The organism is Pantoea sp. GM_Pan_4 (genome assembly GCF_026541005.1).
Classification (GTDB): domain Bacteria; phylum Pseudomonadota; class Gammaproteobacteria; order Enterobacterales; family Enterobacteriaceae; genus Pantoea; species Pantoea dispersa.
Genome location: NZ_JALNUZ010000001.1, coordinates 517,288 through 531,954 on the forward strand (window position 1 = coordinate 517,288; position 14,667 = coordinate 531,954).

General features: G+C 56.0%; 17 protein-coding genes and 1 other annotated feature. Of the genes, 2 read left to right on the top strand and 15 right to left on the bottom strand.

Annotated features, from left to right (window positions below; translation table 11 throughout):
- Nucleotides 1–54: 54 nt before the first annotated feature.
- The 14 genes from OXR61_RS02475 to OXR61_RS02540 all read right to left on the bottom strand — a co-directional run bounded on the left by OXR61_RS02475 (nt 55) and on the right by OXR61_RS02540 (nt 12,398).
- Nucleotides 55–798, bottom strand: a complete 744-nt coding sequence (locus OXR61_RS02475; protein ID WP_021506240.1) for an EAL domain-containing protein — start codon at nt 796–798, stop codon at nt 55–57.
- A gap of 316 nt (nt 799–1,114) precedes the next feature.
- Entirely contained in the window at nt 1,115–1,573 is a 459-nt protein-coding gene (locus OXR61_RS02480; protein WP_021506241.1) for an NlpC/P60 family protein, read from the bottom strand.
- 64 nt (nt 1,574–1,637) lie between these two features.
- The gene (btuD, locus tag OXR61_RS02485; RefSeq protein ID WP_021506242.1) at nt 1,638–2,384 is read right to left on the bottom strand and encodes a vitamin B12 ABC transporter ATP-binding protein BtuD; all 747 of its coding nucleotides are present in this window, start codon (nt 2,382–2,384) and stop codon (nt 1,638–1,640) included.
- Entirely contained in the window at nt 2,384–2,929 is a 546-nt protein-coding gene (locus tag OXR61_RS02490; RefSeq protein ID WP_021506243.1) for a glutathione peroxidase, read from the bottom strand. Before OXR61_RS02490 ends, btuD begins: the two co-directional genes overlap by 1 nt.
- A gap of 39 nt (nt 2,930–2,968) precedes the next feature.
- Nucleotides 2,969–3,952, bottom strand: a complete 984-nt coding sequence (btuC, locus tag OXR61_RS02495) for a vitamin B12 ABC transporter permease BtuC (RefSeq protein ID WP_021506244.1) — start codon at nt 3,950–3,952, stop codon at nt 2,969–2,971.
- A gap of 133 nt (nt 3,953–4,085) precedes the next feature.
- Nucleotides 4,086–4,388, bottom strand: coding sequence for an integration host factor subunit alpha (gene ihfA, locus OXR61_RS02500; RefSeq protein WP_021506246.1), 303 nt, complete (start codon nt 4,386–4,388; stop codon nt 4,086–4,088).
- 4 nt (nt 4,389–4,392) lie between these two features.
- A complete protein-coding gene (gene pheT, locus OXR61_RS02505; protein ID WP_021506247.1) occupies nt 4,393–6,780 on the bottom strand; it encodes a phenylalanine--tRNA ligase subunit beta in 2,388 nt (795 codons plus the stop codon).
- A gap of 14 nt (nt 6,781–6,794) precedes the next feature.
- Nucleotides 6,795–7,778 (bottom strand): phenylalanine--tRNA ligase subunit alpha, encoded by a 984-nt coding sequence (gene pheS / locus OXR61_RS02510; RefSeq protein WP_021506248.1) that lies wholly within the window; start codon nt 7,776–7,778, stop codon nt 6,795–6,797.
- Between the two features lie 71 nt (nt 7,779–7,849).
- Nucleotides 7,850–7,975, bottom strand: a sequence feature (Phe leader region).
- Nucleotides 7,926–7,970, bottom strand: coding sequence for a pheST operon leader peptide PheM (pheM, locus tag OXR61_RS02515; protein ID WP_121626058.1), 45 nt, complete (start codon nt 7,968–7,970; stop codon nt 7,926–7,928). (Overlaps the previous feature by 45 nt.)
- A 115-nt stretch (nt 7,976–8,090) precedes the next feature.
- The gene (rplT, locus tag OXR61_RS02520) at nt 8,091–8,447 is read right to left on the bottom strand and encodes a 50S ribosomal protein L20 (RefSeq protein ID WP_010616241.1); all 357 of its coding nucleotides are present in this window, start codon (nt 8,445–8,447) and stop codon (nt 8,091–8,093) included.
- 169 nt (nt 8,448–8,616) lie between these two features.
- The gene (gene rpmI / locus OXR61_RS02525; RefSeq protein WP_006118955.1) at nt 8,617–8,814 is read right to left on the bottom strand and encodes a 50S ribosomal protein L35; all 198 of its coding nucleotides are present in this window, start codon (nt 8,812–8,814) and stop codon (nt 8,617–8,619) included.
- Nucleotides 8,815–8,913: 99 nt separating this feature from the next.
- Nucleotides 8,914–9,456, bottom strand: coding sequence for a translation initiation factor IF-3 (infC, locus tag OXR61_RS02530; RefSeq protein WP_058757673.1), 543 nt, complete (start codon nt 9,454–9,456; stop codon nt 8,914–8,916).
- Nucleotides 9,457–9,460: 4 nt separating this feature from the next.
- Nucleotides 9,461–11,389, bottom strand: a complete 1,929-nt coding sequence (thrS, locus tag OXR61_RS02535) for a threonine--tRNA ligase (RefSeq protein ID WP_021506250.1) — start codon at nt 11,387–11,389, stop codon at nt 9,461–9,463.
- 247 nt (nt 11,390–11,636) lie between these two features.
- A complete protein-coding gene (locus OXR61_RS02540) occupies nt 11,637–12,398 on the bottom strand; it encodes a DUF481 domain-containing protein (RefSeq protein ID WP_031279185.1) in 762 nt (253 codons plus the stop codon).
- Nucleotides 12,399–12,730: 332 nt separating this feature from the next.
- Here OXR61_RS02540 and ghoS point away from each other — a divergent pair, with 332 nt between their 5' ends.
- Entirely contained in the window at nt 12,731–13,021 is a 291-nt protein-coding gene (gene ghoS / locus OXR61_RS02545; protein ID WP_021506252.1) for a type V toxin-antitoxin system endoribonuclease antitoxin GhoS, read from the top strand.
- Nucleotides 13,022–13,111: 90 nt separating this feature from the next.
- Complete coding sequence (locus tag OXR61_RS02550) at nt 13,112–14,005, top strand: fructosamine kinase family protein (RefSeq protein WP_021506253.1); 894 nt, start codon at nt 13,112–13,114, stop codon at nt 14,003–14,005.
- Nucleotides 14,006–14,009: 4 nt separating this feature from the next.
- Here the strand turns inward: OXR61_RS02550 and OXR61_RS02555 are convergent, their stop codons facing one another.
- Nucleotides 14,010–14,546: a YniB family protein gene (locus OXR61_RS02555; RefSeq protein WP_021506254.1), complete on the bottom strand. Its 537-nt coding sequence runs from the start codon at nt 14,544–14,546 to the stop codon at nt 14,010–14,012.
- Between the last annotated feature and the right edge of the window lie 121 nt (nt 14,547–14,667).

Here is a 14,667-nt window from a genome sequence, read left to right on the forward strand (position 1 = left end):
TTTAAAGATAAAGCGTAGTCTACCGTCGGGGTGACGGAGAAGACAGATGAAAGGTTACTGCTGTGAAGGCGTGGTGAGCGTGACGTGCGGATAGATGAGATCGCTTAACCGTTCCGCTTTAACCACCGGGAACAGACTGCCCTGCAGCTGTGCGCCGCTCAGGGAACTGACTTTCTCCAGCAGGGCATTATCGTCAACGCCACAAATAATTATTTGCGGGGCGTAAGCGGAAAAATTATCGATAACAGTCTGAATAAATGGCGTAAATGAGGCACGTTTCGCCAGCGCATGAATAAACGCTTTGTCCATTTTTAACACGCTAAACAGATTTTCGTATACTGCCGTAGCCGGGGCTTTTCCTGCCCCAAATTGAGAAAGCGATAAGCGAAATTCCTGTTGCAGGCGTGCTAACAGCGGCTGCTTTTTACCAGCTGATAATTGCGGAAACGTTTCACTGATATCCAAAACAATAAAGGGAAGTTGTTTAAATTTCCTTAAGAGAAACTCACTGGCCAATAGCGTCGTGGCCATAGATTCATCAATACGAACCAGCGCGATAATTTGATGTAACTCAAAAAAGTCACGGTACTTTTCCAGCAGCACTAACTGGCTCTGCAGCAAACGTAATTGCTGGGCATCGTCAAGCTGCGGCAACAGCAAGTCCTGCGGCAGCGTAATCGGCGCACTGTCGTGAACAAACTGGGTGACCAGCTCAACCGCAGTCAGCTGGCCCGCCAGAGAATAGGCAGGATAAAACCAGGTTTCCGACTGATAGTCGGCAGATAAATGGACTTTCATTTTTTACAGCCAGATGCAGTGGCAATTGGCGCATCGTATATCAATGAAAACGGTCAGGCAATAGGACCAAACGTTAGAAGAGACGCCGTTTTCTGTCTAATTACCGACTTTTCTGCATCAAATAATACTTAAGCCAAATGATCCAGGTTAATGTCCATACTGATTAAATTCACTGACGTCTATTTTTAGTCGCAAACCCGATTGCGGTAAAGTGCCATTTTAAATGAGAGTTATATCTGGCGGAAAAAAAACAAATAAATCGGATCAAAACCCACCTGTTTATTACGCCTTTTTTAACACTAATGGGTTAAGCGGATTAGATGCGACGCGCCTGCCAGAATACTTTGCGCCAGTAAACATTATCCAGCGAGGAGCGGATTACGCCCTGGCTGGTGGAGGCGTGAATGAAGGTATTGTCGGTGTCATAGATGCCGACGTGCAGGCCATTTTCGCCGCTGCCGGTTTTGAAAAATACCAGGTCGCCGGGCAGCAGATCGCTTTTATCGATGCGCGTGCCGATATCAGTCTGATCAATCGTTGAGCGCGGCAACTGCAGGTCAAAACGGTCACGAAAGGTCAGGTAGACAAAGCCAGAGCAATCCACGCCACCGCGGCTTAACCCGCCATAGCGATAAGGTGTACCGCGCCAGCGGCTGAGCTGATCGTTAAGTTGCGCAATCACGGTGATGGAGTCAGACAGACGGCCATTGGGCGGCGGCGCATGATGGCTACAGCCCGCCAGCAGCAACACGAGGAGAAACAGGGTCAGCCGCATCAGAATAGTCCTTAAAAACGTCGTCCGGCTGACACTGTAGCGACAAAGCGGCGCGGCGCGCAAGTCAGGGAAGATAAAGCAGCGGCCCCTGTGGCGTCTCCAGCTGCACGAATTCGGCCTGATAGAGCGGTGCCAGTCGCTCGGCGGTCAGCACCTCGCGCGCCCCGCCCTGACTGACTACGCGGCCCTGATGCATCAGCCAGACGCGATCGGCATGGCGCAGGCTGTGGTTGAGATCGTGTCCGCTGGCGACAATGGCGATGCCGGCCTCGCTGAGCTGCAACAGCAGCTTATCCACCGCGCGCTGCTGTGCGATGTCGAGCGCGGTGAGCGGCTCATCCAGAATCAGTAACGCACCACGCGGGTTAATTGCCGGATGGATCTGCAGCACCACCGCCGCCAGGCGCACCCGCTGCCACTCACCGCCGGAGAGCTGCGCCAGCGGACGCGTCAGTTTATCCTGCAAGCCAAGCTGCTGCAGCAGGTCAGTGAGCGTCTTCTGCGCGTTGTCGCCACCCGGCGGGCTGTGCAGCCGCAGATAGTGCCACACCGGCAGCGCCGCAGGTGCCGGCTGCTGCTGCGGGAGCCAGGCGCGCTGCTGCGCCAGTGCGGCCCCCGACCAGCTTCGCAGCGGCTGGCCGGCCAGCGTCAGCTGCCCTTCGGCGTCGAGCAGGCCAGCGAGCGCGGTCAGCAGCGTGCTCTTGCCGGCGCCGTTAGGGCCGACCACGTGCACGCGCTCACCGCGGCAGAGCTTCAGCTCCCCCGCGCTCAGCCGTCCGGGCACGCGCAGGTCGTGGCACTGCAGCAGCATTACGCCGCCAGCGCCTGCTCAATGCGCTTCAGAATGATCGGATCGTCCGGCGTCATGTCCGGCGAGAAGCGCGCGATCACCTCACCCTGTTTGTTGATGAGGAATTTTTCGAAATTCCACAGGATATCGCCCGGCGCTTTCGGCGCGCGGCCTTTGCTCTCCATGCGCTCAAGGAAACCGCTGCCTGCCGGGCGTTCGGCTTCCGGCTGCGCAGCGACCAGTTGACGGTACAGCGGATGACGCTGCTCGCCGTTGACGTCCGTTTTGTCGAACAGCGGGAAGGTTACGCCGTACGTGGTGCTGCAGAAGGTTTTGATCTCTTCATTGCTGCCCGGCTCCTGCTCGAGAAACTGATTGCAGGGGAAGCCCAGCACGCTGAAATCTTTGTCCTGCCAGGCCTTCTGCAGCGACTCCAGCTGTTCATACTGCGGCGTCAGGCCGCATTTTGATGCTACGTTAACCACCAGCAGCACCTTGCCCTGATACTGTGCCAGCGTGGTTTTTTCACCGTCCAGCGTAACCAGTTCTGTCTGATAAAGGCTCATCGTCGATTCCCGTTGTTGATTGCACTGTGCCAGCCGCAGCTAGCGCGAAGACTTCACTAATAACATGATAAACAGCGGCGCGCCGAGCGTGGCAGTGACCACCCCAATCGGCAGCTCGGCCGAGGTGAGCACCAGCCGTGCCAGAATGTCCGCCGCCAGCAGTACCGCCGCGCCCGCCAGCGCCGCGGCCGGCAGCAGGTAGCGATGATCGCTCAGGCCGCTGAGGCGCAGCAGATGGGGGATAACCAGTCCGACAAATCCAATCGCACCGGCCATCGCCACGCTGACGCCCACCAGCCAGCCCATCGCCAGCACCAGCAGATTGCGCCACAGCAGCAGTGGCAGGCCGAGCTGCCGCGCCGACACCTCCCCCAGCGCCAGCAGATTAAGCGTCCGGGCGCTGGCCAGCAGCGCCAGCGTCACCGGCAGCAGCGCCAGCATCATCCAGCCGTAGCGCCAGTCGATACCGCTAAATCCACCCATCATCCAGTACATCAGCTGGCGCAGATCGAGGCTGGTGCTAAAGTACACCGCCCACGTCATGATGGCGCTACAGATAATGCCGAGCGCCACGCCGGTCAGCAGCAGACGGCTGGCCGACAGCTGGCGATGGGCAAAATGCAGCAGGATCAGCGTGATCAGCAGCGCGCCCGCCATCGCTGCCAGCGCCAGGCTCCACAGTGCGCCGTTACCCAGCAGCACCGCCAGCACCAGCCCGATGCCGGCGCCGTTCGATACGCCCAGCAGCCCGGGCTCCGCCAGCGGGTTGTTGAACAGCGCCTGCATCACCACGCCGCAGACTGCCAGCGCCGCGCCCACCAGCAGCACCGCCAGGGTGCGCGGCAGGCGAAGCTGCCAGACGAACAGATCGCCGCTGGCAGAAAACCATTGCAGCGGAGAAATCCAGCTGTCGCCCGTGCACAGACTGAGCACCAGCAGCAGCAGCACTGCGGCAGTAAGCGCGCCGAGCCAGCGCCGGCTGCGACGGTCGGCCTGTTGGGCCAGCTGATCCAGCAGAGTCATAAGTAAGATTGGCTGAGAAAACAGAGATTTGATTGTAGAGAGATTACGCTAAAAAGAAAGCCGCGCCTGCAGCGTGCTGCCGGGATTGCGCGCATAAAAAAGGCCGCTGAGCGGCCTTTTTGTCATACTGAAATCAGTCAGCATCCTTGGGTGACGCGTTCTCCACGCGACTTTTCAACTTCTGCCCCGGACGGAATGTCACCACGCGGCGGGCGGTGATTGGAATATCTTCCCCCGTCTTCGGGTTACGGCCCGGACGCTGGTTTTTGTCACGCAGATCAAAATTACCAAATCCGGACAGTTTTACCTGTTCTCCGTTTTCCAACGCGCGGCGAACTTCTTCGAAAAAAAGCTCTACCAACTCTTTGGCATCGCGTTTGCTCAACCCGAGTTTTTCAAACAGGTACTCTGACATTTCAGCTTTTGTAAGCGCCATAGGTTCAATCCCTCAAGGTTGCCTGGAATCGCTCTTTTAATGCTGCAACGCATTTGGCAACGGTCGCAGCAATCTCCTCTTCTTCGAGTGTCCGGCTGGTATCCTGCAAAATCAGGCTAATCGCGAGGCTCTTTTCACCCTCGTTTACGCCCTTACCACGGTACACGTCAAACAAGTTTACGCCAACTACCTGATTTACGCCAACTTTCTTACACTCCGCGATGATATCTGCTGCGGGCACATTTTCAGCCACTACCACAGCGATGTCACGGCGGTTTGCCGGGAAGCGTGAGATCTCGCGCGCGTCAGGCAGGACGCGGTCTGCGACCTTATTCCAAAGCAGTTCAAACACTAAGGTGCGGCCGTTAAGATCCAGCTTACGTTCCAGCTCCGGATGAACCACCCCGATAAATCCGATTCGTTCGCCGGCTAAATAAATGCCAGCACTCTGTCCCGGATGCAGCGCCGGATTGGCTTCTGCACGGAACGAAATCGCGTCGAGTTTACCGGTCAAATCCAGCAGCGACTCTAAATCGCCTTTCAAATCATAGAAGTCAACCGTCTGGCGCGCCAGATCCCAGTGCTCTTCGTAGCGGTTACCGCTCAGCACGCCCGCCAGCATAAGATCCTGACGGATGCCGAGATCGGCCTGCGTATCAGGCACAAAGCGTAAACCGCTCTCAAACAGGCGCACACGGCTCTGCTGACGGTTCTGGTTATACACCACGGCGCCGAGCAGACCGGTCCACAGCGACAGGCGCATTGCCGACATATCGCTGGAAATCGGGCTGGGCAGAATCAGCGCTTCTTCGCCCGGATGCAACAGCTGCTGCACTTTCGGATCGACAAAGCTGTAGGTAATCGCTTCCTGATAGCCTTTATCCACCAGCAGGTTTTTGGCACGCTTCAGAGACAGATCGGCTTCACGGTGCTGGGTCATCAGCAGGCTGGCTTTCACCGGCACATCCGGAATGTTGTTGTAGCCGTATACGCGCGCCACTTCTTCGACCAGGTCTTCTTCGATGGCCATATCGAAGCGCCAGCTCGGGGCGACGGCCTGCCATTCGCCGTTGCCGACGGTGACGTCACAGCCGAGACGGGTCAGGATATCGGTCACCTGCTCATCCGCAATGACGTGGCCAATCAGGCGGTCCAGCTTCTCACGGCGCAGCGTAATGGTGGCGCGCGCCGGCAGTTTGCTGGCATCGGTCTGATCGATAACCGGGCCGGCTTCGCCGCCGCAAATCGCCAGCAGCAGCTGAGTGGCGCGCTCCAGCGCCTTATGCTGCAGCGCTGGATCGACACCGCGCTCGTAGCGGTGGGAAGCATCGGTATGCAGACCATGACGACGCGCACGACCGGTGATCGCCAGCGGATCGAAGAACGCGCACTCAAACAGTACGTTCTGCGTCGCTTCGTTGACGCCGGAGTGCTCACCGCCGAAGATGCCACCCATCGCCAGCGCTTTGTGGTGATCCGCAATCACCAGCGTATCGCTGTGGAGGGTCGCTTCGCTGCCGTCGAGCAGCGTCAGGGTTTCCCCCTCTTTCGCCATGCGCACCACGATACCGCCGTCAATGCGGTCGAGATCGAAGGCGTGCATCGGCTGGCCGAGCTCCAGCAGCACGTAGTTAGTGATATCCACTACCGGATCGATCGAGCGGATACCGCAGCGGCGCAGCTTTTCGCGCATCCACAGCGGCGTTTCTGCTTTCACGTTTACGCCTTTTACCACGCGGCCCAGGTAGCGCGGGCAGGCATCGGTGGCGTCAACACGAATCGGGAAGGTGTCGCTTATGGTGGCTTTAACCGGCTCGATGACCGGCGCCTGCAGCGGCAGGCCATTAATCACCGCCACGTCACGCGCGATACCGATGATGCCCAGACAGTCGGCACGGTTCGGCGTCACGCTGATTTCGATGGTGTTGTCATCCAGCTGCAGGTACTGGCGAATATCGGTGCCCACCGGCGCATCGGCTGGCAGCTCGATAATACCGTTGTGATCGTCAGAAATCCCCAGCTCGGAGAACGAGCACAGCATGCCTTCTGACGGCTCACCGCGCAGTTTTGCCGCTTTGATTTTGAAATCGCCTGGCAGCACGGCACCAACAGTCGCCACCGCCACTTTCAGGCCCTGACGGCAGTTTGGCGCGCCGCAGACGATATCCAGCAGGCGATCGCCACCGACGTTGATTTTGGTGACGCGCAGTTTGTCGGCGTTCGGGTGCTGGCCGCACTCCACCACTTCACCCACCACGACGCCATGAAACGCCCCTGCCACCGGGTCGACGCCGTCGACTTCCAGACCGGCCATAGTGATTTGCTCAGACAGCGCGGCGCTGTCCAGGGCTGGATTTACCCATTCGCGTAACCAGAGTTCACTGAATTTCATTGGATAACCTGCCCTTATTTAAATTGTTTGAGGAAACGTAAATCGTTTTCGAAGAAGGCGCGCAGATCGGTCACACCGTAGCGCAGCATGGTCAGACGCTCCATGCCCATACCGAAGGCGAAGCCGGAGTAGATTTCCGGATCGATGCCCACGTTGCGCAGTACGTTCGGATGCACCATGCCGCAACCCAGCACTTCCAGCCATTTGCCGTTTTTACCCATCACGTCCACTTCTGCTGACGGTTCGGTGAACGGGAAATAGGACGGGCGGAAGCGAATCTGCAGGTTCTCTTCGAAGAAGTTGTTCAGGAAGTCATGCAGCGTGCCTTTCAGATTGGTGAAGCTGATGTCTTTATCGACAATCAGACCTTCCATCTGATGGAACATCGGGGTGTGCGTCTGATCGTAATCGTTACGGTAAACGCGGCCCGGCGCGATGATACGAATCGGCGGCTGCTGATTTTTCATGGTGCGGATCTGCACGCCGGAGGTCTGGGTGCGCAGCAGGCGCGTGGCATCGAACCAGAAGGTGTCGTGATCGGCGCGCGCCGGGTGATGCCCCGGAATATTCAGCGCATCAAAGTTGTGATAATCGTCTTCAATTTCCGGACCGGTCGCCACCGCGAAACCCAACTCGCCGAAAAAGGTTTCGATACGATCGATGGTGCGGGTCACCGGATGCAGACCGCCGTTCTCGATACGGCGTCCCGGCAGCGATACGTCAATAGTCTCTGCCGCCAGGCGGGCATTCAGCGCCGCGCTTTCCAGCGTATCTTTACGCGCGTTGAGACGGTCCTGTACCTGCTGTTTGGCGTCGTTGATGACCGCACCGGCCGCCGGGCGCTCTTCCGCCGGCAGTTCACGCAGGGTGGTCATTTGCAGCGTCAGGTGCCCTTTTTTACCCAGAAATTCGACGCGCACGGCGTCCAGGGCGGCGATATCCGACGCCTCGTCGATGGCGGCCGTGGCACGGGCCACCAGGTCTGCGAGTTGGGACATGATTTCCTCTTCTTCCAGCCGGGCTGGTCAGTTCTCGTTGGGATCGTGCGATCCGATTAAGTGTCGCCGGAAACAAAAAAGCCTCCACGAGGGAGGCTTTCAGCGCGATTTTTCGTTTCTTTTCTTATGCGCAAAAGCCCCTGACGATCAGGCGCTAAAGTAAAAAAAGAAACGGAAAATAGCAGCGTGCATGCTTGCGTTACCTTGTCTTGATAGAAACCGCACTATTGAAATGCCCTGCGGCTAAAATGTCAATCATTTGCGTGGGTTGCAGGCAATAAAAAAGGGAGCAAGCTCCCTTTTTTACCTGACTTACGCCAGAGCTGATTTTGCTTTTTCAACCAGTGCAGTGAATGCCACTTTGTCGAATACAGCGATGTCAGCGAGGATTTTACGGTCGATTTCAATGGACGCTTTTTTCAGGCCATTGATGAAACGGCTGTAAGAGATACCGTTCTGACGCGCCGCAGCGTTGATACGTGCGATCCACAGCTGACGGAACTGACGCTTACGCTGACGACGGTCGCGGTAAGCATACTGACCAGCTTTGATAACAGCCTGGAAGGCAACGCGGTAAACACGTGAACGTGCACCGTAGTAGCCTTTAGCTTGTTTTAAGATTTTCTTGTGACGTGCGCGAGCAATTACACCACGTTTTACGCGAGCCATGTGAGCTCTCCTATATCATATTCTGTGATTTCCCCATCATCTTTCGTGCTGCAGTGGCGTTGGCTGCCTTCATTCATCCCGGTCACTTACTGATGTAAGCGCAGGGATTCATTCCGTTGCCGCCTGACTGCAACCCGAAATCTATCGGGGAATTAAAAAAAGGGTTTACTTATGCGTACGGCAGGCAGGCAACAACCAGACCCAGATCGCCTTTAGACACCATGCCTTTTGGACGCAGGTGACGTTTACGCTTGGTAGACTTTTTAGTCAGAATATGACGCAGGTTTGCGTGCTTACGCTTGAAGCCGCCAGAAGCGGTCTTCTTGAAGCGCTTTGCGGCGCCACGTACAGTTTTAATCTTTGGCATTTTTACAAATATCCACTTCGCATTGTTAATAAAATGAACCAGACAGGCGAATAAAAATCCGCGCAGCGCGAACGCTACGCGGCATTATTACTTGAAAGCCTACTGTTTCTTCTTAGGTGCGAGCACCATAATCATCTGGCGGCCTTCGATCTTCGTCGGGAAGGATTCGACCACTGCCAGTTCATTCAGATCTTCTTTCACGCGGTTAAGCACTTCCATACCGATCTGTTGGTGCGCCATCTCACGACCACGGAAACGCAGCGTGATTTTGGCTTTATCGCCCTCTTCCAGAAAACGAATCAGGCTGCGGAGTTTTACCTGATAGTCGCCTTCATCGGTACCAGGACGGAATTTGATTTCCTTAACCTGGATAACTTTTTGCTTCTTCTTCTGTTCCTTAGAAGATTTGCTCTTTTCATAAAGGAACTTGCCGTAATCCATAATGCGGCAAACCGGCGGTTCGGCGTTCGGGCTAATTTCAACTAAATCTACGCCAGCTTCTTCTGCTTTCTCAATCGCTTCGCGCAGTGAGACAATGCCAAGTTGCTCGCCGTCTACGCCAGTTAAGCGCACTTCGGTGGCACGGATTTCGCCGTTGATACGGTTCGGACGCGTCGGTTGTACTCGTTTTCCGCCTTTAATAACCTTATTCCTCTAATTGGTGAAGATGTCGGCTGCGAATCTCTTGTTGCAGCTTCTCAACAAACACATCTACGTCCATGCTCCCGAGGTCTTTACCACGGCGGGTGCGCACGGCAACCTTGCCTGCTTCCACCTCTTTCTCACCGCAGACCAGCATGTAAGGGACGCGACGTAATGTGTGCTCGCGGATTTTAAAGCCTATCTTCTCGTTTCTCAAGTCTGCTTTGACACGAATGCCAGCATTCTGCAATTTCTTCGTCAATTCACTGACATATTCTGCCTGGCCGTCGGTGATATTCATCACCACTGCCTGTACCGGCGCCAGCCAGCTCGGGAAGAAACCGGCGAACTCTTCGGTCAGAATCCCGATGAAGCGCTCCATCGACCCCAGAATCGCACGGTGAATCATCACTGGCGTCTGACGATCGTTGGTTTCGCCCACGTAGGTGGCGTCCAGACGTTTCGGCAGGGAGAAGTCTAGCTGAACGGTGCCGCACTGCCAGGCGCGGTCGAGACAATCGTGCAGCGTAAACTCAATTTTCGGGCCGTAGAAGGCGCCTTCACCCGGCTGATATTCGAACGGAATGTTGTTCTCTTTCAGCGCTTCGGCGAGGTCCACTTCGGCACGATCCCACATCTCATCGCTGCCAATGCGCTTCTCAGGGCGCGTCGACAGTTTCACCACGATTTTTTCAAAACCGAAGGTGCTGTACATGTCATAGACCATGCGGATGCAGCTGTTCACTTCATCACGCACCTGATCTTCAGTACAGAAGATGTGGGCGTCATCCTGGGTAAAGCCGCGCACGCGCATCAGACCGTGCAGCGCACCTGACGGTTCGTTACGGTGACAGCTACCGAACTCCGCCATACGCAGCGGCAGGTCGCGGTACGATTTCAGACCCTGGTTAAAGATCTGCACGTGACCCGGACAGTTCATCGGTTTGATGCAGTATTCACGGTTCTCGGAAGAGGTGGTGAACATCGCTTCTTTGTAGTTGTCCCAGTGCCCGGTTTTTTCCCACAGCACGCGGTCCATCATGAACGGACCTTTCACTTCCTGGTAGTCGTACTCTTTCAGCTTGGTGCGCACAAACACTTCCAGCTCGCGGAAGATGGTCCAGCCGTCATTGTGCCAGAATACCATACCCGGTGCTTCTTCCTGCATATGGTAGAGATCGAGCTGCTTACCGATTTTACGGTGATCGCGCTTCGCGGCCTCTTCCAGGCGCTGCAGATACGCCGCCAGCTGTTTCTTATCTGCCCAGGCCGTACCGTAAATACGCTGCAGCATTTTGTTGTCGCTGTTGCCGCGCCAGTAGGCTCCGGAGATTTTCTGCAGTTTAAAATGATGGCAGAAACGCATATTCGGCACGTGTGGACCGCGGCACATGTCGATGTATTCTTCATGGTGATACAGGCCAGGACGATCGTCATGGCTGATGTTTTCGTCAAGAATAGTGGTTTTGTAGCTTTCGCCCCGCGCGGCAAACACGTCACGCGCTTCCTGCCAGCTCACCTTCTTCTTCACAACGTCGTAATTGGTCTCAGCCAGCTGGTGCATGCGCTTTTCCAGCAGCTCAAGATCTTCCTGGGTCAGCGTATGGTCGAGATCGACATCATAATAGAAGCCGTTATCGATAACCGGACCGATGGCCATTTTGGTATTCGGCCACAGCTGTTTGATCGCATGCCCTAACAGGTGCGCACAGGAGTGACGAATAATTTCCAGACCGGCTTCATCTTTCGCGGTGATGATAGCGACCTGCGCATCGCTGGTGATCGGATCAACCGCATCCACCAGTTCGCCATTGACGCGACCGGCAATGCAGGCTTTCGCCAGACCCGGACCGATATCCAGCGCAATGTCCATCACGCTGACCGGACGGTCAAATACGCGCTGACTGCCATCAGGAAGAGTAATTACTGGCATTTCATATCCTTAATTGCAGTGGTAAGCCACACGAAAGCCTACATGCAACACTGAGTTTTGTTTGGTTTACCTGGCGCGATGTCAGACCCACACTGTCGGAATGACGCCAGGCGCGTAAAGCGGCAACGATGATAACAGCTTTCCGCAGTGAGCAAAACCCGCGAAGAAATGCGCTAAGCCAAAGAGAGATCAAAAAAAAACCGCCGCGCGGCACAGGCCGGGCGACGGTGTAACAATGCGCTCTGGTTTACATCGCGTAAGAGAGCTGGACCGTGGTTTTGGTGTCGGTACGGTCTGGCGCAGATTCTGGCGGATTGTTATTCCAGGTGACGTTGTAGCCCAGTTTCAGCGCGAAGTGGTCGTTGATCGCCACCTGCAGTGCGGTTTCGGAGTTCAGCGTGGTGTCTTCACCAAAGCTGCTCAGCACTGACACACCCTGGATGAATTTGGTGGTGTCAGTCAGCTGCCACTGATAGCTCAGCGCGCCGTAGCCCAGTGCTTTGGTTTCGTGGCCGCCATCGTGGAAGTCATCGTAACGTACACCCGGACCGAATTCAGCACGCAGCGAGTGCACCGGACCGTTGAGGATCTGACGACCGTAACCGGCGGTCAGAACATCGCGTGAATCATAACCGTTCAGGCGGTCGCTCAGCCAGCTCGCCTGACCGAACAGGTAGTCAGCGCTGTTGAGGTTGTAACGGCTACGGCCACCGATGTTATAGGTTTCCGACGAGCGCTCATCGTTGGATGAGGTATTCGCGGCGTTACCCCACAGGCTGTACGCCGTTGAGGTCTGATACCAGGTCATGCTGGTTGACGCGGTCAGCGATGAGCTGGTGGTGTTACCGGTCTGTGCCAGGTAACCGGCTGACGCGGTGCCTTCAAACGGTTTTTTTGCCGTAGAAGGGTCATCCATTGAGGTGAAGACAGCGTTATCTGCAAAGGCCTGGTGACAAAATGCTCCGGCGGAGAGCAACAAAACAGCGGACAGCTTATTGAAGGCTTTCATTAAAAGGTAACCCGTACGACAGTTGAAAAAGAGATGAGTCTGGAGAATTTTCCCGGGCAATCAATGCAATTTACGGTAAGTTTTGTAAAAAAGTATGAAAGCACCAGAATCGCCAGGTTTTGCGCTGGCACCGCTTGTGGATTGGGAATCTTCCCATTTCCGGCGCGCATTATAGGCGGCAAATAACCAAATAACAGCTTAAATGCTACAAGAATTTTCTGCCGCCCCTGACAGGACTTTACGCTGTGCGCCGCCGGGCGATTGTGCAGAATTCGCTCTATCGCAGGCGCTGGTCTACGCTGAAATCTGTTCGATAACAATGAGGTGAAAAGATGAGCGATCATGATCTCAAGCGTTACGTTGTCACCTTCCGTTATCAGGAAAGGGGTCTTGGCGATCTGCAGGCGCTGAATAGCGCGATGGTTAACGGTGGTTACAGCACCACGTTACACGATGCGGACGGTCATCCGCACGAGCTGGGCACCAACAGCTTTGGCATTGTCAGTGCGCTGGAGAAGCAGGCGCTGGCGGAACACGCCGCCGGGCTGGCGGCAGTGGCGCTCGATCAGCAGCCGGACGCTGATGTCACCACGCTGGAGGCGTTTCTCAAAGCGCAAGCCTGACGCAATCCGCAAATTGCGCATTGCCGCTGGAGTTGTGCAAGTTTTGCGCGTTACAATCGATCTTACGCAGCGAATAAAGAGGATTACCCGATGTGGTCAGCCATTAGTCGTCTGTTAAGCGAGTACGCCGGCGATGCCGAAATCACCGAACGTCATGAGTTGTCCGGTGGCGATATTCATCCGGCGTGGCGCCTGCGCTACGGTGAGCTGGAGGTGTTCGTTAAATGCAACACGCGCGACATGCTGACGCTGTTCAGCTGGGAAGCCGACCAGCTTGATCTGCTGGCGCGTACCCACACGGTGCGCGTGCCGAAGGTCTACGGCGTCGGTAACGATCGTGACACCAGCTTTCTGCTACTGGAATACATTCCCCCGCAGCCACTCAACGCCCAAAGCGCATTCCAGCTCGGCCAGCAGCTGGCCCATCTGCACCAGTGGAGCGAGCAACCGCAGTTTGGTCTCGACTTCGACAACAACATTACCACCACGCCGCAACCCAACAGTTGGTTACGCAAATGGTCGGTGTTTTTCGCCGAACAGCGCATTGGCTGGCAGCTGCAGCTGGCGGCGGAGAAAGGCGTGCACTACGGTGACATGGAGTTGATCGTGGATTGCGTGCAGCGCAGCCTCGCTAATCACCATCCGCAACCGTCGTTACTGCATGGTGATTTGTGGCCGGCCAACTGCGCCGGCAGCGCCAGTGGCCCGTGGCTGTTCGATCCCGCCTGCTACTGGGGCGATCGCGAATGCGACCTGGCGATGCTCAGCTATTACGCCGATCTGCCGCGCCAGATTTATGAAGGGTATCATGCGGTGTGGCCGCTGCCGGAAGGCTTCTCGCAGCGTCAGCCGGTATATCAACTCTACTATCTGCTCAACCGCGCCAACGTCTTTGGCGGCAACTGGGCCGGCGAAGCGCAGTTCGCTATCGGCCAGTTGCTGGAGGAGGATGCGCTGGGCCAGCGCCAGGTCAGACCGGCCTGACGCCTTACAGCATGCCGAGCAGTTTCAACACGAAGTAACCGGCCACGGCGATGATCACCGGCAGAATGTACAGCGGAAAAATCTGCAGCAAAATGGTGTGGCGCGGCACATGGATTTTCTCTTCCAGCTGCGCCCGCGTGCGCCCTTCGCTGCCCTTCGCCTGTTCCAGAATCATCTGGTCTTCAATGCCTTCTTTGATATGGCGCGCCTGACGCCACATGCGTGCGCCCGAGGCCTGCAAAGCGATGCCCACGAATATCAGGATATAGATCAGCCAGAAGCCAATATTGGCCCCGCCGTTGAATTCCGGCACCGGCGAATTGTTCCAGAACACATTGAGAAACGGCGTGTTGAACTTAATCATATCCACCATCACATGCACGAAGTCAAGCATCACGGCGTCAATGCCGGGCTGCTTTTCGCTGTGTTTAAACATGAAGCCTAAGATGGAGATAAGGGTGGATAACAGCGCCGGAATAAAAATCACCCAGCCAGCCACTCGCTTGAGGATGGCGATGCGGCCAGCCTGTTGATACGTCATGGTGTCTTCCCTTCACAAACAGTAGTTTTGCCCTAAGTCTACCTGCACTACAGCAAATTTTCCTGAAAAATGCGTAACCTGCCGTAAGTCGGTTTTCGTCGCCGCCCATGTTAAGGTAGGG